General features: G+C 53.7%; 16 protein-coding genes and 1 riboswitch. Of the genes, 10 read left to right on the plus strand and 6 right to left on the minus strand.

Features of this window, described 5'->3' with window-relative positions; all coding sequences use genetic code 11:
• Position 1: 1 nt before the first annotated feature.
• Positions 2-1,726 carry an acetolactate synthase 3 large subunit gene (gene ilvI / locus KQJ19_RS03420; RefSeq protein ID WP_216403342.1) on the minus strand — a complete coding sequence of 575 codons (1,725 nt, stop codon included), beginning with the start codon at positions 1,724-1,726 and terminating at the stop codon, positions 2-4.
• 318 nt (positions 1,727-2,044) lie between these two features.
• Entirely contained in the window at positions 2,045-2,992 is a 948-nt protein-coding gene (gene leuO / locus KQJ19_RS03425; RefSeq protein WP_016151687.1) for a transcriptional regulator LeuO, read from the minus strand.
• A gap of 832 nt (positions 2,993-3,824) precedes the next feature.
• Between leuO and leuA the strand changes: the two genes are divergently transcribed.
• Genes leuA through leuD form a run of 4 tightly spaced genes read left to right on the plus strand, consistent with a single transcriptional unit; the run spans position 3,825 to position 8,506 of the window.
• Positions 3,825-5,396 (plus strand): 2-isopropylmalate synthase, encoded by a 1,572-nt coding sequence (leuA, locus tag KQJ19_RS03435; RefSeq protein WP_216403343.1) that lies wholly within the window; start codon positions 3,825-3,827, stop codon positions 5,394-5,396.
• Positions 5,396-6,487: a 3-isopropylmalate dehydrogenase gene (gene leuB, locus KQJ19_RS03440; RefSeq protein WP_016155686.1), complete on the plus strand. Its 1,092-nt coding sequence runs from the start codon at positions 5,396-5,398 to the stop codon at positions 6,485-6,487. The genes leuA and leuB overlap by 1 nt, the downstream gene beginning before the upstream one ends.
• Positions 6,488-6,489: 2 nt before the next feature.
• The gene (leuC, locus tag KQJ19_RS03445; RefSeq protein WP_216403344.1) at positions 6,490-7,890 is read left to right on the plus strand and encodes a 3-isopropylmalate dehydratase large subunit; all 1,401 of its coding nucleotides are present in this window, start codon (positions 6,490-6,492) and stop codon (positions 7,888-7,890) included.
• A gap of 10 nt (positions 7,891-7,900) precedes the next feature.
• Positions 7,901-8,506: a 3-isopropylmalate dehydratase small subunit gene (gene leuD, locus KQJ19_RS03450; RefSeq protein WP_016155684.1), complete on the plus strand. Its 606-nt coding sequence runs from the start codon at positions 7,901-7,903 to the stop codon at positions 8,504-8,506.
• A 45-nt stretch (positions 8,507-8,551) separates the two neighbouring features.
• On the opposite strand, the gene KQJ19_RS03455 is transcribed toward leuD, so the two are convergent.
• Entirely contained in the window at positions 8,552-9,730 is a 1,179-nt protein-coding gene (locus tag KQJ19_RS03455) for a sugar efflux transporter (protein ID WP_200046639.1), read from the minus strand.
• Positions 9,731-9,845: 115 nt separating this feature from the next.
• Positions 9,846-9,968 (minus strand): glucose uptake inhibitor SgrT, encoded by a 123-nt coding sequence (gene sgrT / locus KQJ19_RS03460; protein ID WP_216403345.1) that lies wholly within the window; start codon positions 9,966-9,968, stop codon positions 9,846-9,848.
• Positions 9,969-10,067: 99 nt separating this feature from the next.
• Between sgrT and sgrR the strand changes: the two genes are divergently transcribed.
• The 4 genes from sgrR (at position 10,068) to thiQ (ending at position 15,353) form a co-directional block, all read left to right on the plus strand.
• Positions 10,068-11,723, plus strand: a complete 1,656-nt coding sequence (gene sgrR / locus KQJ19_RS03465; RefSeq protein WP_216403346.1) for an HTH-type transcriptional regulator SgrR — start codon at positions 10,068-10,070, stop codon at positions 11,721-11,723.
• Positions 11,724-11,962: 239 nt separating this feature from the next.
• Positions 11,963-12,065, plus strand: a riboswitch (TPP riboswitch).
• Between the two features lie 33 nt (positions 12,066-12,098).
• The gene (thiB, locus tag KQJ19_RS03470; RefSeq protein WP_016151679.1) at positions 12,099-13,082 is read left to right on the plus strand and encodes a thiamine ABC transporter substrate binding subunit; all 984 of its coding nucleotides are present in this window, start codon (positions 12,099-12,101) and stop codon (positions 13,080-13,082) included.
• On the plus strand, positions 13,058-14,668 hold the full coding sequence (thiP, locus tag KQJ19_RS03475) for a thiamine/thiamine pyrophosphate ABC transporter permease ThiP (protein ID WP_216403347.1): 1,611 nt from the start codon (positions 13,058-13,060) through the stop codon (positions 14,666-14,668). Before thiB ends, thiP begins: the two co-directional genes overlap by 25 nt.
• Entirely contained in the window at positions 14,652-15,353 is a 702-nt protein-coding gene (gene thiQ, locus KQJ19_RS03480; RefSeq protein ID WP_016151677.1) for a thiamine ABC transporter ATP-binding protein ThiQ, read from the plus strand. The genes thiP and thiQ overlap by 17 nt, the downstream gene beginning before the upstream one ends.
• Before the next feature lie 49 nt (positions 15,354-15,402).
• Here thiQ and KQJ19_RS03485 read toward each other — a convergent pair whose 3' ends face one another.
• Both KQJ19_RS03485 and araC read right to left on the minus strand, forming a co-directional pair.
• Positions 15,403-16,170, minus strand: coding sequence for a DedA family protein (locus tag KQJ19_RS03485; RefSeq protein WP_094760774.1), 768 nt, complete (start codon positions 16,168-16,170; stop codon positions 15,403-15,405).
• Between the two features lie 119 nt (positions 16,171-16,289).
• Entirely contained in the window at positions 16,290-17,135 is an 846-nt protein-coding gene (gene araC, locus KQJ19_RS03490) for an arabinose operon transcriptional regulator AraC (RefSeq protein WP_003018834.1), read from the minus strand.
• Positions 17,136-17,474: 339 nt separating this feature from the next.
• Between araC and araB the strand changes: the two genes are divergently transcribed.
• Both araB and araA read left to right on the plus strand, forming a co-directional pair.
• Positions 17,475-19,184, plus strand: coding sequence for a ribulokinase (araB, locus tag KQJ19_RS03495; protein ID WP_216403348.1), 1,710 nt, complete (start codon positions 17,475-17,477; stop codon positions 19,182-19,184).
• 10 nt (positions 19,185-19,194) lie between these two features.
• The gene (araA, locus tag KQJ19_RS03500) at positions 19,195-20,697 is read left to right on the plus strand and encodes an L-arabinose isomerase (protein WP_200080194.1); all 1,503 of its coding nucleotides are present in this window, start codon (positions 19,195-19,197) and stop codon (positions 20,695-20,697) included.
• The last annotated feature ends 46 nt before the right edge of the window (positions 20,698-20,743 follow it).

The following is a 20,743-nucleotide window of genomic DNA, read 5'->3' on the forward strand; positions in this document are numbered from 1 at the left end:
ATCAGGTCCTCTCCGTTTTACTTAACCACATTTCGTCCATCCCGCCCCCACGAATCTGCATCGGATAGACATGCTCACTGCCGTCGACGGTGACATCAACAAACACCAGGCGATGGTTACGCACATGTTCCAGCGCTTCGCCCAGCTTGCTCTCCAGTTCGCCTGGATGATTAATCTGGATACCGATATGCCCATAAGCTTCAGCAAGGCGCACAAAATCGGGTAGCGACTGCATGTAAGACTGGGAGTGACGCCCGGAGTAAATCATGTCCTGCCACTGTTTGACCATGCCGAGATAGCGGTTGTTAAGGTTGAGCACCAGTACCGGTAGCTCATATTGCAGCGCCGTCGACAGTTCCTGGATGTTCATCTGAATGCTGCCATCCCCGGTAACGCACACCACTGTTTCATCCGGCAGCGCCATTTTCACCCCTAACGCCGCGGGTAAACCGAATCCCATGGTGCCGAGGCCGCCTGAGTTAATCCAGCGGCGTGGTTTATCGAACGGATAGTAAAGTGCGGCAAACATTTGATGCTGACCAACGTCAGAGGTCACGTATGCATCCCCTTTCGTCAGACGCCAGATGGTTTCAATCACCGCCTGCGGTTTAATACTTTCACTTTGCGTGTCGTATTTCAGGCACTGACGAGCGCGCCAGTGTTCGATCTGTTGCCACCAGTCACGGTTATCATCCAGCGGCTGCTGCGATTTCTCCTGCGGCAGCAGTTCAAGCATCTGATCCAGCACCAGGCGAGCATCGCCCACAATCGGAATATCCGCAGTGACGGTTTTTGAAATTGAGGTCGGATCGATGTCGATATGCAGCACGGTCGCATTCGGGCAATATTTTGCCAGGTTATTGGTCGTTCGATCGTCAAAACGAACGCCGACGGCAAAGATCACATCAGAATGATGCATGGTCATATTCGCTTCGTAAGTACCATGCATGCCCAACATTCCCAGCGCCTGGCGATGCGTGGCCGGAAACGCGCCTAACCCCATCAGCGAGGAGACAACCGGCAGATTGAGTGCTTCGGCAATTTGCCCCAGTTGTTCGTGACAGGCGGCATTCACCGCGCCACCACCAACATAGACAACCGGTTTCTTCGCCGCGACCAGCGTCTGCAAAGCACGTTTTATCTGTCCTTTGTGCCCGGTCGTTGTCGGGTTATACGAACGCATACTCACCGACTCCGGCCAGCTATAAGGCAGTTTTTTCGCCGGATTCAGAATATCTTTCGGCAAATCCACCACCACCGGCCCCGGACGACCGCTTGCCGCCAGCCAGAAGGCTTTTTTCAGCACCTGCGGGATATCTTCCGTTTGTTTAACCAGAAAACTGTGTTTTACCACCGGGCGGGATATACCCACCATGTCGCACTCCTGGAAGGCATCGTAGCCAATCAGGGAAGTGGCGACCTGGCCAGAGAGGATCACCAGCGGAATGGAATCCATATATGCCGTTGCAATCCCGGTGATCGCATTGGTTGCTCCTGGTCCGGAAGTGACCAAAACGACGCCCACTTCTCCTGTGGCACGCGCCAGGCCATCAGCCATATGTACCGCGGCTTGCTCATGACGGACTAACACATGATCAATACCGCCGACCGTATGCAATGCATCATAAATATCGAGGACGGCCCCCCCGGGATAACCGAATACCTGCTTCACACCCTGATCGATAAGCGATCGGACGACCATCTCGGCTCCAGACAACATATCCATGGCTTGCCTCACTCTTATAATGAATTACGGTTTAACAACACATTAACCGCTGACGATGACGCATGGCAATTGACTCCGAAGGGGTGGCACTGGAGTAAATAAGAATAAAACGGAGGTAAGAATTGAATAAATGGAGAATTAAACCAGCATAAGCAATTGATATGATAAATAATCGCTTAAAAAGGGGGACTTACAGCAATTAGTCTATTTTTTTACACTTTCGGACATACGTAAAAAGTCGAGTTCAGCACAAAATTTTAGATATAAAGATAAAAGCAGAATAAACCAGATGTATTCCCCGATTTATTCTGCCAGCGGCTACTTCTTACAGACGGAGACCAACAGTTCTTCCATCCATTGATGTCCTTTATCGCGCCCCGCAGCCTCATGCCAGGAAAGATAACATGTGCGGCTATTCAATTTTAAAGGTAAAGGCAATATCTGCAGTTCTAAAGAATCGGCGAACTCTTCCGCCAACCAACGCGGCGCAATAGAGACCAGGTGCGTTTGCGACACAATATTAAGCACGCTGATTAATGCCATTCCCTGATAAGCCACGCAGGATTGTTTATCCGGTGTGTCATACCACGGCTGGCTGAATGAGGCGAAGCGATCAAGCGAAACCACGGCATGCTGTTCATGATAGAGATTGCTTTCCAGCAATGGGCCACTAATGCGCGGATGTTTTTTACTTGCCACTAACACCATTTCGTCATTGAATAACGGAACACTGGTAAATTCCGGACGACGGAATTCTTCATAGCTAATAACAAACTCAGTTTCCTGATAACGTAATTGGTGCTCGGTATTTAGATTTAGTGAGGATTTAAAAACGACATTGATGTTCGGTGCGACTTGCTCAACCCGATTATAAATCAACGAAGTAAGAATATTATCCAATGGACTGCATACGCAAAGATTGAATACACGCTCGCTGCTGGTAGGTTCAAAGCCGGAACCAGGCAGTTCATTCTGCACTAATTGTAAAGCCTGACGAACGGAGCCAAACAGCTGGAAGGCTCTTGCTGTCGGCTGGATTCCACGGCCATAACGAACAAAAAGCTCATCGTTAAACATGACTTTCAGGCGTGCCACCGCATTACTGACAGCGGGTTGCGACATCCCCAGCGTATGTGCAGCACGCGTAATATTTTGTTCCTGCATCACCGCATCAAAAACAGTTAATAAATTAAGATCAACCATGCGAAGCTGTGGCTTCCCCATCTCTATGAGATTAGATTTATCTATTATTTTTACTTCTGGCATATTTAACTCCACTGTCACTCTAAACTCCCTTTTCCCAGACGGAGTGCAGAAATAATCTCCGTTAATATGATTTACCATGCATATAAAATAAGAAAAAGGAAAAACATTAAAATTAGGAAAACATAAAGGCACAAATCTAAATGTACAAAAAAACACTACAAACGTAGTGTGGCAGATGTCACTGCGCGATGATTCATATGTTTAAATTTCGAAAACAATATAACCATAAGCGTGGCGAATACACAATCATGCGCACAGTGAATACGTTTTTAAGTTTTAATTAAACATTTCTATTATTAACACATTAAAAGTTAACATTAATTTATCAATTATAGGGTGGCACATTGATTCAATCCATTCAGAATAGCTATAAATTCTGATAAATCATAAAGATATGGAATCCCAAACGAGGCGTTATCTTCAGTTCTTCGTGACCATAAATGCAAATAAATATGCTTAAATATGTCAAACCGTGAAAAACATGTTCAACGATCAGATGATTAATTTAATATACCCTGAGAAATTCAGCACAATTCGCTTAAGTTTATCATAAACTCCCCCCCCTTAACGGGAGCATTTGCAGGGAATGGGGTTGACATCAGTCTTCATATCCAGTACCACTAAAAGCATATCGCATTCGCCTGGAGCTTGATTGATGACTTACATTGCTCGTTTTATCGGTCTACTACTACTAAACGCATTCTCATTGCGCGGTAGACTGGTGGACGACATTCAGCATTAAGTCAGCTCCAGTTAAGACAAAAAACCCGCGCCGTTGCGCGGGTTTTTTTATGCTCGAAGCAAGGCGCCCTAAAGACCAAGGACCTAAACCATGAGCCAGCAAGTCATTATTTTCGATACCACCTTACGTGACGGTGAACAGGCGTTACAGGCGAGCCTGAGTGTGAAAGAAAAACTGCAGATTGCGCTGGCCCTCGAGCGTATGGGCGTTGACGTGATGGAGGTCGGTTTTCCGGTCTCTTCACCGGGTGACTTTGAGTCCGTACAAACCATCGCTCGTCAGGTGAAGAACAGCCGCGTTTGCGCCTTAGCCCGCTGCGTAGAAAAAGATATCGACGTTGCCGCAGAATCTCTGAAGGTCGCTGGGGCCTTCCGCATTCATACGTTCATCGCCACCTCGCCGATGCATATCGCGACGAAACTGCGCAGCACGTTGGATGAAGTGATCGAGCGAGCAGTCTACATGGTGAAGCGTGCGCGTAATTATACGGATGACGTGGAGTTCTCATGCGAGGATGCTGGCCGTACCCCTATTGCCGATCTGGCCCGCGTGGTCGAAGCCGCGATTAATGCGGGTGCCAAAACTATCAATATCCCCGATACCGTTGGCTACACCATGCCTTTCGAATTCGGAGCAATCATTTCTGGTCTGTATGAACGCGTACCGAATATCGATAAAGCCATCATCTCCGTGCACACCCATGATGATTTAGGTCTGGGCGTTGGCAACGCGTTGGCGGCCGTCCACGCCGGCGCTCGCCAGGTGGAAGGCGCGATGAACGGTATCGGCGAACGCGCCGGTAACTGCTCACTGGAAGAAGTGATCATGGCGATCAAAGTGCGCAAAGATATCCTGAACGTACAGACCCGCATTAATCACCAGGAAATCTGGCGTACCAGTCAGTTAGTCAGCCAAATCTGCAACATGCCCATTCCGGCCAACAAAGCCATTGTCGGTAGCGGCGCCTTTGCCCACTCCTCTGGCATCCATCAGGACGGCGTACTGAAAAATCGTGAAAACTACGAAATCATGACGCCTGAATCCATCGGTCTGAACCAGGTGCAGTTGAATCTGACTTCCCGTTCCGGACGCGCCGCGGTGAAACACCGTATGGACGAGATGGGATATAAAGAGAACGAATACAACCTGGACAACCTGTACGACGCATTCCTGAAGCTGGCGGATAAAAAGGGTCAGGTATTTGATTACGACCTGGAAGCGCTGGCCTTTATTAATAAACAGCAGGAAGAGCCGGAGCATTTCCGTCTGGATTACTTCAGCGTGCAGTCCGGCTCAAATGACATCGCCACTGCCTCCGTCAAGCTGGCCTGCGGTGAAGAAGTCAAAGCCGAAGCGGCGAACGGTAACGGTCCGGTCGATGCCATTTATCAGGCCATCAACCGTGTGACCGAGTACAACATCGAACTGGTGAAATACAGCCTGACCGCCAAAGGGCACGGTAAAGATGCGCTGGGCCAGGTGGATATCGTTGCTAATTATAACGGTCGCCGCTTCCACGGCGTCGGTCTGGCAACAGATATCGTCGAATCGTCCGCGAAAGCGATGGTTCATGTGCTGAACAACATTTGGCGCGCCGAAGAAGTCGAAAAAGAATTGCAACGCAAAGCTCAGAACAACGAGAACAACAAGGAAACCGTGTGATGTCGAAGAATTATCATATTGCTGTTTTGCCGGGCGACGGTATTGGCCCGGAAGTGATGGCGCAAGCCCTGAAGGTACTGGACGCAATCCGCAACCGTTTTAACATGCGCATTACCACCAGCCACTACGACGTGGGGGGTGCCGCTATCGATAACCATGGTCAGCCGCTGCCGCCAGCGACGGTTGAAGGCTGTGAGCAAGCTGACGCCATTCTGTTTGGCTCCGTTGGCGGTCCGAAATGGGAAAATCTGCCACCCAATCAGCAGCCTGAACGCGGCGCGCTGCTGCCGTTGCGTAAACACTTCAAATTATTCAGCAACCTGCGCCCGGCTAAGCTGTACCAGGGGCTGGAAGCATTTTGCCCTCTGCGCGCAGATATTGCCGCGAACGGTTTCGACATCCTGTGCGTGCGCGAACTGACCGGCGGTATCTACTTCGGTCAGCCAAAAGGCCGCGAAGGCAGCGGACAACATGAAAAAGCCTTTGATACCGAGGTTTATCACCGTTTCGAGATCGAGCGTATCGCACGTATCGCGTTTGAATCTGCTCGCCAGCGTCGCCGCAAAGTCACGTCGATTGATAAAGCCAACGTACTGCAAACGTCTATTCTGTGGCGCCAAATCGTCAATGAAATTGCTAATGAATATCCGGACGTTGAGCTGGCGCATATGTACATCGACAACGCGACGATGCAGTTGATCAAAGATCCATCCCAGTTCGACGTGCTGCTGTGCTCCAACCTGTTTGGCGACATTCTGTCTGACGAATGCGCCATGATTACCGGATCAATGGGGATGTTACCGTCCGCCAGCCTGAATGAGCAGGGCTTTGGTCTGTACGAGCCCGCTGGCGGCTCCGCTCCAGACATCGCCGGGAAAAACATTGCTAACCCTATCGCCCAAATCCTTTCGCTGGCGCTGCTGCTGCGCTACAGCCTGGACGCCAATGATGCGGCAACCGCAATTGAGAGCGCCATCAACCGCGCATTAGAAGAAGGCATTCGCACCGGTGACTTAGCCCGTGGCGCTGCCGCAGTCGGTACCGATGAAATGGGTGACATTATTGCCCGTTACGTCGCAGAAGGGGTGTAATCATGGCCAAAACGTTATACGAAAAATTGTTCGATGCGCACGTCGTCTACGAAGCGCAAAACGAAACCCCGCTGTTGTATATCGACAGACATCTGGTGCATGAAGTGACCTCTCCGCAGGCGTTTGATGGCCTGCGTGCGCATGGACGTCAGGTGCGCCAGCCGGGTAAAACCTTTGCCACCATGGACCATAACGTCTCCACGCAAACCAAAGACATTAACGCTTCCGGCGAAATGGCGCGCATTCAGATGCAGGAATTGATCAAAAACTGCAATGAGTTTGGCGTCGAACTGTACGACCTGAACCACCCGTACCAGGGGATCGTTCACGTGATGGGGCCTGAGCAAGGCGTAACGTTGCCGGGTATGACCATCGTTTGCGGCGACTCCCACACCGCCACACACGGCGCGTTTGGCGCGCTGGCCTTTGGTATTGGCACCTCTGAAGTTGAACACGTTCTGGCGACGCAGACCCTGAAACAGGGGCGTGCCAAAACCATGAAGATTGAAGTTAGCGGCACAGCAGCACCTGGCATTACCGCCAAAGATATCGTGCTGGCGATTATCGGTAAAACCGGTAGTGCAGGCGGTACCGGACACGTCGTTGAATTTTGTGGCGAAGCCATCCGTGCGCTGAGCATGGAAGGCCGTATGACCCTGTGCAACATGGCCATTGAAATGGGCGCCAAAGCGGGTCTGGTCGCACCGGATGAAACCACCTTTAACTATGTGCAGGGGCGTTTACACGCACCGAAGGGTGAGAATTTTACCAACGCGGTTGCGTACTGGAAAACGCTGAAAACCGACGACAACGCGACGTTTGATACCGTCGTTACCCTGCAGGCAGAAGAAATCGCACCGCAGGTCACTTGGGGTACGAACCCGGGTCAGGTCATCTCGGTGAACGATAATATTCCCGACCCGGCGTCATTTTCCGATCCCGTTGAGCGCGCATCGGCTGAAAAAGCGCTGGCATATATGGGGCTGAAACCGGGTATTCCGTTAACAGAAGTGGCTATTGATAAAGTGTTTATCGGTTCCTGTACCAACTCGCGTATTGAAGATTTACGCGCTGCGGCCCAAATCGCCAAAGGGCGCAAAGTTGCGCCAGGCGTACAGGCGCTGGTTGTGCCGGGTTCTGGTCCGGTGAAAGCGCAGGCTGAAGCGGAAGGTCTGGACAAGATCTTCATCGAAGCCGGGTTTGAATGGCGTTTACCGGGCTGTTCCATGTGTCTGGCCATGAACAATGACCGCCTGAACCCAGGCGAGCGCTGTGCATCCACCAGCAACCGTAACTTTGAAGGCCGCCAGGGCCGCGGTGGTCGCACGCACTTAGTCAGCCCGGCCATGGCCGCCGCTGCCGCCGTTACCGGTCATTTTGCCGACATTCGCAGCATCAAATAAGGAAACTACCATGGCAGAGAAATTTACCCAACATACCGGCCTGGTTGTCCCACTGGATGCCGCCAACGTGGATACCGACGCGATTATTCCCAAACAGTTTTTGCAGAAGGTTACGCGCACCGGTTTTGGCGCTCATCTGTTTAACGACTGGCGTTTTCTGGATGAAAAAGGGCAACAGCCTAACCCAGAGTTCGTACTGAACTTCCCGGAATATAAAGGCGCGTCAATTCTGCTGGCGCGGGAAAACTTTGGCTGCGGCTCTTCCCGTGAACATGCGCCATGGGCGCTGACCGATTACGGCTTTAAAGTAGTGATCGCGCCAAGCTTCGCCGACATCTTCTACGGCAACAGCTTCAATAACCAACTGCTGCCGGTGACCCTGAGCGACGCGCAGGTAGATGAAATGTTCGCCCTGGTGAAAGCCAATCCGGGCATTAAATTTGAAGTGGATCTGCAAGCGCAGGTGGTGAAAGCGGGCGATAAGTCCTACAGCTTTAAAATCGACGACTTCCGCCGCCACTGCATGCTGAACGGTCTGGACAGCATCGGGCTGACGCTGCAGCATGAAGCAGCCATCACCGAGTACGAAGACAAGCAGCCAGCGTTTATGCGCTAGTCCTTGTGGTGCCGGATAAGCGCAGCGCATCCGGCACTCCAAAAATCAAACGTCCTTTACCCGCCCGGTCATCACCAGCGTGACCACAGAAATCGCCGCAATCACCCAATAGACGGCAAAGTGACCGTAGCTTTGCGCAATAGCCCCCTGAATCACTCCCGCGAGAATGACCCCCGTTGAAATACTGTTGGTAAATAATGTGGTCGCTGACCCCGCACGCCCGGGCATAAGATCCTGAAACCACAGCATTCCTATCCCGGCGATGATACCGATAAATACTGCATTAAATAATTGCAGCACCAGCAGCGCCGTGCGGCTGTGAAAGAAGATCAAACCAAGATAAAACAGTACGCCCGCCGCGACGGCCGCGATCATCATTCGCCGTTTGCCAAAGCGCTTCACATAGTAGCCCGCCAGGATCATCGCCGGAATTTCCAGCCCAGCCGCCGTCCCCATCAGGATACCGGCCAGCTTGTCCGGTAACCCCAGCTCAAGGCTTATCCACAGCGGCATATCGATGATGTACATGGTATTGCAGGTCCACATCAGCGTGGAGGCAATAAACAACATGCGCACATTTTTGTCCTGCCAACCACCGGTCTGTTCCAGCGGTACGTCAACAGGTTGCTCCACCCGTGTGACTGACGGCAGTATCAGCGCAATCAGCACCAGGCTAATGGCGAAAATCCCTGCGGCAATGGAAAACATCGCCGTAAAGCCGTAATTCAGCGCCAGCATGAAGGCCAGCGGCGGTCCAATTACCCAGGCCAGCGAAAGCTGCGCACGCATCACCGAGCTAAACATCACCACTTCACGCGCGGAGTTATCAGCGTATTCCCGCGCCAGCGCAAACAGTTGCGGCATGGCGGTATTCGCCAGCGAGGCCAGCAGTACACCGCAGGTGATAAGCGTGAGATAGTGGCGATTAAACGCAAACAGCAGCGCGTTTCCAATTGCCATCAGGCAGCAAAACATGATCAGCTTGCGCCTGTCGCCCTGGCTGTCGGATCGTTTCGCGAGGCCAAGGCTGACAACGATCCCGACAATCGCATTGACGGTATAAAACAGCCCGACCCAAAACGGCTGCGCCCCGACTTCACGGCTCAGGAACAAGCTCAGCGTGGGTGCCTGCAATGCACCTGCTACGCCCATCATAAAAGCGACCAGCATAAATGCCGCGTAAACGCCGTTGAGGCGCCGTCCCATGGTCATAATCCAGAGCATTACAGTTCCTTTTAGCGCAGCAGAAACAAAAAAAGCCAGCAGTGATTATCTGCTGGCGCGGCGATTAACACCAATACTCAGTCACACATGATGTCTGCAATTCCCAATTCAGGAGTCAGGCTGTCACCTCCCACTGCATCAGTTCTTCGAGCATCTTTAAGCGCTGCGGTGCGCTCAGGCAAGCCAACCAGGACGATGTTTCTGTCGCGGTAAAGTATTTCAACCAGAACTGACGCATAGATGACCCCTTCGTTGTCTCATCGCTTCATCGGAATCTATTATTGGCTTAATATAGGGATAATAAAATTGCTGAGTTTTTCGCAGGAGTTCCCCTTTTATGTCTTCTGGTCGTCTGCAACAACAGTTCATCCGTCTGTGGCAATGCTGTGACGGCAAAACGCAAGACACGACGCTGAACGAGCTGGCGGAGCTGCTGAGTTGTTCGCGCCGCCATATGCGTACCCTGCTCAATACCATGCAAGAACGCGGCTGGTTAACGTGGGAAGCCGAAGTGGGGCGAGGTAAACGCTCGCGCCTGACTTTCCTCTATACCGGGCTGGCACTCCAGCAGCAGCGGGCAGAAGACCTGCTGGAACAGGATCGCATCGATCAACTGGTGCAGCTGGTCGGTGACAAAACGGCCGTACGACAGATGCTGGTTTCTCACCTGGGGCGCAGTTTTCGCCAGGGGCGGCACATCATGCGCGTTCTCTATTATCGTCCCATGCACAACCTGCTTCCCGGTACGGCGCTACGCCGTTCAGAAACTCATATCGCCCGGCAAATCTTCAGCGCCTTAATTCGGGTAAATGAGGAAAATGGGGAACTGGAAGCGGACATCGCCCATCACTGGCAGCAGATTTCACCGTTACACTGGCGATTCTTCCTGCGTCCGGGGATTCATTTTCATCATGGCCGCGAACTGGAAATGGAAGATGTCATCACCTCGCTGATGCGCATTAACGCCCTGCCGCTGTACTCGCACATCACGCAGATCGTTTCTCCCACGGACTGGACGCTGGATATCCATCTCGCCCAACCCGACCGCTGGCTTCCCTGGCTATTGGGGCAAGTCCCCGCCATGATCCTGCCGCGAGAATGGGAGACGCTCAGCAACTTCTCCAGCCACCCGATTGGCACTGGTCCCTATGCGGTGATGCGCAATACCAATAACCAACTGAAAATTCATGCATTTGATGATTACTTTGGCTACCGGGCGCTGATCGACGAAGTTAACGTTTGGGTGTTACCCGATATCGGCGAAGAGCCTGGCGGTGGGTTGACGCTAAAAGGCCCCACGGAGGATGAAAAGGCGATCGAAAGCCGCCTCGAAGAAGGTTGCTACTACCTGCTGTTTGATGCGCGCACCCACCGTGGCGCTAATCAGGAGGTTCGCGATTGGGTTAGCCGCGTTCTTTCACCAACCCATCTCATCTGCCACGCCGACGAACAGTTCCAGCGACTGTGGTTTCCCGCCTACGGTTTGCTCCCCCGCTGGCACCATGCCAAACCCGGCCATGGTGAAAAACCCGCCGGACTGGAAACGCTGACGATCACCTACTATCGCGATCACATCGAACATCGGATTATCGCGCAGATCATGAAGACGTTGCTGGCAGAGCATCAGGTACAGTTAAATATTCAGGAGATCGACTACGATCAATGGCATGCGGGTGAAATCGTCAGCGATATCTGGCTCAACAGCGCCAACTTTACCCTACCGCTGGATTTCTCGCTGTTCGCCCATTTGTGCGAAGTCCCGTTACTGCAAAACTGTATCTCGCGGGACTGGGAAAACGATGCGGCCCGCTGGCGAACGGGCGAAATGAGCCTGGCGGCATGGTGCCAACAGCTGCTCGCCACAAAGGCCATTGTGCCATTAATCCACCACTGGCTGATCATTCAGGGACAGCGCAGTATGCGCGGGTTACGCATGAATACCCTCGGCTGGTTTGATTTTAAATCAGCGTGGTTTGCACCACCGGATCCTTAGATCCGGCTCTTGATTGCCGCATAGCAACAAAATCATTACACTAACGCCGTTCTCAACGGGGTGCTAAATAAAAACATACACAAAATCATTCACGCTGCATCAAGGCGGCAAGCGAGTGAGTCCCCAGGAGCATAGATAACTATGTAACTGGGGTGAGCGACAAATCTGCCGGGAGCAGATTTGAACGCTGCTTGCAGCGGCCCCGAAGGGGCGAGGCCCGGAGATGGGCCGAGTAACGCAGCCAACACAGAGGCAGCGTGAATGATGAAGTGTATGGGCTGAGAGATACCCGTCGAACCTGATCCGGATAATGCCGGCGAAGGGATTTGAGGCTGCAACTCAAGTCCTTTGCCACCCAACTTTATGAGGTGCAAAGTGTTTAAAAAATGTCTTCCGCTTTTACTGCTGTGCGCAGCGCCTGCTTTCGCCAAACCTGTACTGACCGTATATACCTACGACTCGTTCGCAGCTGACTGGGGCCCGGGCCCGACAATAAAAAAAGCCTTTGAAGCTGACTGCAACTGTGAACTGAAACTGGTCGCGCTGGAAGATGGCGTCTCGCTGCTTAACCGCCTGCGCATGGAAGGAAAAAACAGTAAAGCTGACGTTGTACTGGGCCTCGATAACAACCTTCTGGAAGCCGCCACCCAAACTAAACTGTTTGCCAAAAGCGGTGTAGCAAGTGAAGCCGTAAACGTGCCCGGCGGCTGGAAAAACGATACCTTCGTTCCGTTTGATTACGGCTATTTCGCCTTCGTTTATGATAAGAACAAGCTGAAGAATCCGCCCAAAAGCCTGAAAGAACTGGTAGAGAGCGATCAAAAATGGCGCGTCATTTATCAGGACCCGCGTACCAGCACGCCGGGGCTGGGCCTGCTGCTATGGATGCAGAAAGTCTATGGCGATAAGGCGCCGGAGGCCTGGCGCGCGCTTTCGGCAAAAACCGTCACGGTCACCAAGGGCTGGAGTGAAGCCTACGGCCTGTTCCTGAAGGGCGAAAGCGACCTGGTACTCAGCTACACCACCTCTCCGGCCTATCACATCATCGCCGAGAAAAAAGACAACTACGCCGCAGCCAACTTTAGCGAAGGCCACTATTTGCAGGTAGAAGTCGCCGCCCGTACTGCGGCCAGCAAACAGCCGGAACTGGCCGAGAAATTCCTCAAGTTTATGGTGTCTCCGGCCTTCCAGAACGCGATTCCGACCGGCAACTGGATGTATCCGGTAACCCAGGTCGCCCTACCGTCTGGATTCGAGCAACTGAATAAGCCAGCCACCGCGCTGGAATTTACGCCGCAGCAGGTTGCGGCTCAACGCCAGGCATGGATTAGCGAATGGCAACGCGCCGTCAGCCGTTAATTCCCGGCTGGCTGGTTCCAGGGCTTACCGCCGCCACGCTGATGGTGGCCGTTGCCCTGGCCGCGTTTCTGGCGCTGTGGTTTAACGCCCCACGGGGGGAGTGGCTCTCACTGTGGCAAGACGACTACCTGTGGCACGTGGTGCGCTTTTCTTTCTGGCAGGCTTTTTTATCCGCAGTGCTGTCGGTCATCCCGGCGATTTTCCTTGCCAGAGCGCTCTATCGCCGCCGTTTTCCAGGACGACTGGCGCTGCTGCGCCTGTGCGCGATGACGTTAATCCTGCCAGTGCTGGTCGCGGTCTTCGGTATTCTTAGCGTGTACGGTCGTCAGGGCTGGCTGGCCTCGATCTGGCATACATTCGGGCTGGAATGGACGTTTTCGCCGTACGGTCTGCAGGGCATTCTGCTGGCGCACGTCTTTTTCAATCTGCCGATGGCCAGTCGTCTGCTGTTGCAGTCGCTGGAGAATATTCCCGGCGAACAGCGACAGTTAGCCGCTCAGTTAGGTCTGCGCGGCTGGCATTTCTTCCGCTTTGTTGAATGGCCGTGGCTGCGTCGGCAAATCCTTCCCGTCGCGGCGCTCATCTTTATGCTCTGTTTCGCCAGCTTCGCCACCGTTTTGTCGCTAGGCGGCGGACCGCAGGCCACTACCATCGAGCTGGCGATTTATCAGGCGCTGAACTTTGATTACGATCCCGCCCGCGCCGCCATGCTGGCGTTGATCCAGATGGTTTGTTGTTTAGCGCTGGTGCTCTTCAGCCAACGTCTGAGCCGCGCGATTGCCCCCGGTACCACGCTGGTTCAGGGCTGGCGCGATCCCGACGATCGTCTGCACAGCCGCCTGGCAGACGCGCTGCTGATTATTCTGGCCCTGCTGCTACTGCTGCCGCCGCTGCTGGCGGTAATTGTCGATGGTATTAACCGCCATATGCTGGATGTTCTTAAGCAACCTGTACTGTGGCACGCACTGGGAACCTCACTACGAATTGCGCTGGCGGCAGGTGCGTTGTGCGTAGTTCTCACCATGATGCTGTTATGGAGCAGTCGTGAACTGCGTGCCCGACAGCAGGTGCTGGCTGGTCAGATGCTGGAACTTAGCGGCATGATGATCCTCGCCATGCCGGGCATCGTGCTGGCAACCGGCTTCTTTCTGCTGCTCAATAACACCATTGGACTCCCCGAATCAGCCGACGGGGTTGTCATTTTTACCAATGCGCTGATGGCGATCCCTTACGCGCTGAAGGTGCTGGAAAACCCAATGCGGGACGTCACCACCCGCTACAGTATGTTGTGCCAGTCGTTGGGAATTGAGGGATGGTCGCGCCTGAAAGTGGTTGAACTGCGTGCCCTGAAGCGCCCGCTGGCGCAGGCGATGGCTTTTGCCTGCGTGCTGTCGATTGGCGATTTTGGCGTGGTCGCGCTATTTGGTAATGAGGATTTCCGCACCCTGCCGTTTTATTTATATCAGCAGATTGGCTCTTATCGCAGTCAGGATGGCGCAGTTACGGCGTTATTGCTGCTGATCCTGTGCTTTACGCTGTTTACCGTTATTGAGAAATTGCCGGGTCGAAATGTTAAAACTGATTGATATCACATGGCTTTATCACCATTTGCCGATGCGCTTTACGCTGTCGATCGCGCGCGGTGAGCAGGTCGCGATCCTCGGGCCCAGCGGCGCCGGGAAAAGTACGCTGCTGAATCTGATCGCCGGCTTTCTCACGCCTGCCAGCGGTACCATGTTGATTGAAGGTGAAGATCACACCGCCACGCCTCCCTCACGTCGCCCCGTTTCGATGCTGTTTCAGGAAAATAACCTGTTCAGCCACCTGAGCGTGCAGCAAAACATCGGCCTGGGCCTTAACCCGGGATTGAAGCTGAACGCATCGCAGCGGGAGAAAATGCATCACATCGCCCAGCAAATGGGGATCGACTCACTGCTGGAGCGCCTCCCCGGTGAGCTTTCCGGCGGTCAGCGACAGCGCGTAGCGCTGGCGCGTTGCCTGGTGCGGGAACAACCCATTTTGCTGCTTGATGAACCGTTCTCTGCGCTCGATCCCGCCCTGCGCCAGGAGATGTTAACGCTGGTTGCCGAGGTCTGTCGCGATAAACAGCTTACCTTGCTGATGGTGTCCCACAGCGTAGAAGATGCGGCGCGAATTGCGTCCCGTTCGATTGTGGTCGCCGACGGGCGCATCGCCTGGCAGGGCAAAACGGATGAGTTATTAAGCGGTCAGGCCAGCGCCTCGACGCTCCTGGGCATCAAAGCCGAGTGATTGATTTCCCAGGCCGGATAAGCGTCAGCGCCATCCGGCAAAAGAATCGTCAGAAACCCACGACTTTACGCAGAATATCAATATACACCGGCATCAGCGGATGGCGCAGTAACGCCACCAGCGCAACCACGCCGATCCCAAGCGTCAACGGCGCCAGATACAGTAAACGGCTGCGGGGGAAATACGCGGTTAAGCGATCGACTGCCGCTTTGCCGCTACGCCACAGTCGCCAGCAAAACCAGCCCCCTACCCATAGCAACAGCGCCGTCGCCAGCAGCAACCATTTGAAATCCCCGCTCTGCATCTCAGAAGGAATATCAATTGCCGCCCCCGCCAGGATCCCCGGCAGGAAGTAGAACGGCGGCCACAGTATGCAACCAATAATATTCGGGACGATAAATTTAGCGACAGGCAGATCCAGCATGCCCGCCACCATTGGCACCAGCGGACGCGTCGGTCCCACAAAACGCCCCACCAGAATGGTAAACATGCTGTGCTGATGCAGCGCGTGCTCGGTTTTATCCAGCAACGCCTTGTTCTTTTTCATGAACGACCAACGGTGCAGCGGCTTTTTAAAGCGCCAGCCCAACCAGAAAGAGATCCAGTCCCCCAACAGGCAACCCATGATGCCCGCAAGCCAGGCATGCCAGAAGTTCAGTTCGCCACTGCCAATCAGCGCCCCCAGCCCCGCCATCATCACGGTACCGGGCAGAATCAGACCAACCAGCGCCAGTGACTCCAGAAAGGCCACCAGCAGTACGGCGATCAGGGAGTACAGGGCGGACTGAAGAATAAAGTGTTCCAGCAATGCTTGCATAATGTGTCCGTCAGATTTACGAAGCAGGGATTTTGATAACCCGTCTCAACTTCGTCAAGCCATCAATTGTCTGAATAGATTGCGAGTTATGACAACTTTCAGGACACATCATTCACTTTTTATTCACATCCGGCGCGAAACTCGCTCGGACTGGCGCCGGTACATTTTTTGAAAACGCGAGAAAAATAAAGCTGATCATCAAAGCCAACATTGCGCCCCACCGTAGCAATGGGCATACGAGTGGTACTCAGCAATAGCTTGGCCTGGCTGATACGCTGATCCTCGCGCCAGCTTAATACGCTGATACCCAACTGCTGACGGAACAGATGCGACAAACGGGAAGGCGACAGGCAGACGTGCTGTGCGACGCTGGCAATATCAAAATTACTGTCCGCCAGGTGATCGCTGATGTACTGGCAGGCGTCGCGCACGCGGTTGTCCATGGGGGGATGCAGCGATTCATTAATGGCTTCCATACGGCGGAGCAATAACTGTTCCAGTAAATTAATCGCCAGCAGTTCGGAATAGCGACCTTCTCCCTGCCCGGCGTTGATTATCTGCCCAAACAGTTCGTTAAAATGCGGCTGATGTGCTTCATCCGGACGAAAGAATCCAGTCTGGGCAAAAATGGCCGGCCAGGTCAGCCACTCCTGCCAGTAGGCGCGTGGGCGGAAGTAAACCCACTGGTGATACCACTCGCTGGCATCAGGATGGCGTCCGTAGTGGTGAATTTCTCCGGGCGGAAACAGCAAAATATCGCCAGGCCGACAGACAAATTGTTTGCCCTGATTATTGATAACCCCTTCGCCACGGATAGTGAGATTGAGGATATAGCCCTTCATACCCAGCGGCCTGTCGATAAAAAAATCCAGGTATCCGTTCGCCTCGATGGGGGTTAATCCGGCCACCAAATGCGCGTTAAACGAATAGCCTGGCAGCAGGGGATCGTTTTGCGTTTCAGCCATAATTTCAATACTCCCTATGTTCTGCTAAGAAACAATTTGTCCATATTACGCCAGACATCATTGCCGTCGCCCCTGCGGGCCGCTGTGTTTGCGGTAATGGACCATCAACCCCGCTTGTGAAAAGCACTTTGTAAAAAATATGTACTGTGCCAACGTTAAAATCGGCTAACAAAAGTGTCTATAACTACGGCAGAAATGTCCACATTGATTATTTGCACGGCGTCACACTTTGTGATGCCACAGCATTTTAGTCCATAAGATTAGCGAATCCTGCCTGACGGTTTTTATCCCTACTAACTACTGTTTATCCATACCCGTATTTTTGGATGGAGTAAGACGATGGCGATTGCAATTGGCCTCGATTTTGGCAGTGATTCAGTACGCGCTTTGGCAGTGGAATGTGCTACCGGTGAAGAAATCGCCACCAGCGTAGAGTGGTACCCACGTTGGCAGGAAGGACAGTATTGCGATGGCCCAAACAACCAGTTTCGCCATCATCCACGCGACTACATTGAATCAATGGAAGCGGCGCTGAAAACCGTGCTGGCCGAACTGAGCGTTAAACAGCGTGCGGAAGTGGTCGGGATTGGCGTTGACAGCACCGGTTCAACCCCGGCCCCCATCGATGCCGACGGCAACGTACTGGCGTTGCGTCCGGAGTTCGCTGAAAACCCAAATGCAATGTTTGTCCTGTGGAAAGATCACACCTCAGTAGAAGAAGCTGAAGAAATTACCCGTCTGTGCCACACACCGGGCAAGATCGATTACTCCCGCTATATCGGCGGTATTTATTCCAGCGAATGGTTCTGGGCCAAAATCCTGCATGTGACCCGTCAGGACCACGCGGTTGCCGAGGCCGCGGTTTCGTGGATTGAACTGTGCGACTGGGTTCCGGCCCTGCTCTCTAATACCGTACGTCCACAGGATATTCGTCGCGGTCGCTGCAGCGCCGGGCATAAATCCCTGTGGCATGAAAGCTGGGGTGGTCTACCGCCAGCCAGTTTCTTTGACGAACTCGACCCCATCCTCAACCGCCATCTGCAATACCCGATGTTTACCGATACCTTCACAGCCGACCTGCCGGTTGGCACCCTGTGCGCCGAGTGGGCGCAGCGTCTGGGACTACCGGAAAGCGTGGTGATTGCAGGCGGCGCTTTTGACTGCCATATGGGCGCGGTCGGCGCGGGCGCACAGCCCAATACGCTGGTGAAAGTCATTGGCACGTCGACCTGCGACATTCTGATTGCTGACAAACACAGCGTCGGCGAGCGCGCGGTGAAAGGCATTTGCGGCCAGGTTGATGGCAGCGTGGTGCCGCATTTTATTGGCCTCGAGGCAGGCCAGTCCGCGTTCGGCGATATCTATGCCTGGTTTAGCCGTGTGCTGAGCTGGCCGCTGGAGCAGCTTGCCACGCAGCACCCGGAGCTGAAGACCCAGATTAAAGCCAGCCAAAAACAGCTGCTACCAGCGCTAACCGAAGCCTGGGCGAGAAATCCGTCGCTGGATCACCTGCCGGTGGTGCTCGACTGGTTCAACGGTCGCCGTACGCCCAATGCCAACCAGCGTCTGAAAGGAGTGATTACCGATCTGAATCTGGCAACCGACGCGCCAGCGCTGTTCGGCGGTCTGATTGCCGCCACCGCCTTTGGTGCACGCGCCATCATGGAATGCTTCACCGAACAAGGCATTGCGGTTCACAACGTAATGGCGCTAGGCGGCATCGCCCGTAAAAACCCGGTCATCATGCAGGCCTGTTGTGACGTGCTCAACCGTCCGCTACAGATTGTCGCTTCAGACCAGTGCTGCGCACTCGGTGCGGCTATCTTTGCCGCCGTTGCCGCGAAAGTACACACCGATATCCCAGCCGCTCAGCAACAGATGGCAAGCGCCGTGGAAAACACGCTGCAACCTCGACCAGAGCAGGCTCAACGTTTTGAACAGCTTTACCGCCGCTACCAGCAGTGGGCGGTTAGCGCTGAACAACAATATCTTCCGACTGCCGCTCCGGCGCAACAAACCCCGGTAGACCAGGCAACCCTGACACATTAAGGACACGACAATGACGATTTTTGATAACTATGAAGTGTGGTTTGTGATTGGTAGCCAGCATCTGTATGGCCCTGAAACCCTGCGTCAGGTAACCCAACATGCCGAGCACGTCGTTAACGCGCTGAATACTGAAGCTAAACTGCCCTGCAAACTGGTTTTAAAACCGCTGGGTACTTCACCTGACGAGATTACCGCTATTTGTCGTGACGCTAACTACGACGATCGCTGCGCAGGTCTGGTGGTCTGGCTGCACACTTTCTCTCCGGCCAAAATGTGGATTAACGGTCTGACTATCCTCAACAAGCCGCTGATGCAATTCCATACCCAGTTCAACGCCGCCCTGCCGTGGGACAGCATTGATATGGACTTTATGAACCTGAACCAGACCGCGCACGGCGGCCGTGAATTCGGCTTCATCGGCGCACGTATGCGTCAGCAGCACGCCGTGGTCACCGGTCACTGGCAGGACAAACAAGCGCACGAACGCATTGGCTCCTGGATGCGTCAGGCCGTGTCCAAACAGGATACCCGCCATCTGAAAGTCTGCCGTTTTGGCGACAACATGCGTGAAGTCGCGGTCACCGATGGCGATAAAGTCGCTGCGCAGATCAAATTCGGCTTCTCGGTAAATACCTGGGCCGTAGGCGATCTGGTGCAGGTAGTGAACTCCATTAGCGACGGCGAAATCAACGCGCTAATCGATGAGTATGAAAGCACCTACACCATGACGGCGGCAACACAAGTCCACGGTGAGAAACGTCAAAACGTACTGGAAGCGGCCCGTATTGAACTGGGGATGAAGCGTTTCCTGGAACAGGGCGGATTCCACGCCTTTACCACGACATTTGAAGATTTACACGGCCTGAAACAGCTCCCGGGTCTGGCCGTACAGCGTCTGATGCAGCAAGGCTACGGCTTTGCGGGCGAAGGCGACTGGAAAACCGCCGCTCTGCTTCGCATCATGAAGGTGATGTCAACCGGTCTGCAGGGCGGCACCTCATTTATGGAGGATTACACCTACCACTTCGAGAAAGGCAACGATCTGGTGCTCGGCTCGCACATGCTGGAAGTGTGCCCGTCTATCGCGGTGGAAGATAAACCGATCCTCGACGTTCAGCATCTCGGCATTGGTGGTAAAGACGATCCCGCTCGTCTGATCTTCAACACCAAAACTGGTTCGGCAGTCGTTGCCAGCCTGATCGATCTTGGCGATCGCTATCGCCTGCTGGTTAACTGCATCGACACGGTTCAAACACCGCACTCCCTGCCGAAACTGCCGGTGGCTAACGCATTGTGGAAAGCCCAGCCTGATCTGCCAACCGCCTCTGAAGCTTGGATCCTGGCCGGTGGCGCGCACCACACCGTCTTCAGCCACGCGCTGGATCTAAACGATATGCGCCAGTTCGCTGAAATGCACGATATCGAGATCGCCGTGATCGACAACGATACCCGCCTGCCGGCCTTTAAGGACGCGCTGCGCTGGAACGACGTCTATTACGGTTTTAAACGTTAATTATGTTGTTGCCGGATGGCTCTGCGTTTGCCCGCCATCCGGCACA

Source organism: Citrobacter sp. S46_ASV_140, assembly GCF_018919545.1.
GTDB lineage: Bacteria > Pseudomonadota > Gammaproteobacteria > Enterobacterales > Enterobacteriaceae > Citrobacter > Citrobacter braakii.

Bases quoted from the DNA above. Each gene is read 5' to 3' on its own strand.
- ilvI (WP_216403342.1), bottom strand. From the start codon at position 1,726: ATGGATATGTTGTCTGGAGCCGAGATGGTCGTCCGATCGCTTATCGAT.
- leuO (WP_016151687.1), bottom strand. From the start codon at position 2,992: ATGCCAGAAGTAAAAATAATAGATAAATCTAATCTCATAGAGATGGGG.
- leuA (WP_216403343.1), top strand. From the start codon at position 3,825: ATGAGCCAGCAAGTCATTATTTTCGATACCACCTTACGTGACGGTGAA.
- leuB (WP_016155686.1), top strand. From the start codon at position 5,396: ATGTCGAAGAATTATCATATTGCTGTTTTGCCGGGCGACGGTATTGGC.
- leuC (WP_216403344.1), top strand. From the start codon at position 6,490: ATGGCCAAAACGTTATACGAAAAATTGTTCGATGCGCACGTCGTCTAC.
- leuD (WP_016155684.1), top strand. From the start codon at position 7,901: ATGGCAGAGAAATTTACCCAACATACCGGCCTGGTTGTCCCACTGGAT.
- KQJ19_RS03455 (WP_200046639.1), bottom strand. From the start codon at position 9,730: ATGCTCTGGATTATGACCATGGGACGGCGCCTCAACGGCGTTTACGCG.
- sgrT (WP_216403345.1), bottom strand. From the start codon at position 9,968: ATGCGTCAGTTCTGGTTGAAATACTTTACCGCGACAGAAACATCGTCC.
- sgrR (WP_216403346.1), top strand. From the start codon at position 10,068: ATGTCTTCTGGTCGTCTGCAACAACAGTTCATCCGTCTGTGGCAATGC.
- thiP (WP_216403347.1), top strand. From the start codon at position 13,058: ATGGCAACGCGCCGTCAGCCGTTAATTCCCGGCTGGCTGGTTCCAGGG.
- thiQ (WP_016151677.1), top strand. From the start codon at position 14,652: ATGTTAAAACTGATTGATATCACATGGCTTTATCACCATTTGCCGATG.
- KQJ19_RS03485 (WP_094760774.1), bottom strand. From the start codon at position 16,170: ATGCAAGCATTGCTGGAACACTTTATTCTTCAGTCCGCCCTGTACTCC.
- araC (WP_003018834.1), bottom strand. From the start codon at position 17,135: ATGGCTGAAACGCAAAACGATCCCCTGCTGCCAGGCTATTCGTTTAAC.
- araB (WP_216403348.1), top strand. From the start codon at position 17,475: ATGGCGATTGCAATTGGCCTCGATTTTGGCAGTGATTCAGTACGCGCT.
- araA (WP_200080194.1), top strand. From the start codon at position 19,195: ATGACGATTTTTGATAACTATGAAGTGTGGTTTGTGATTGGTAGCCAG.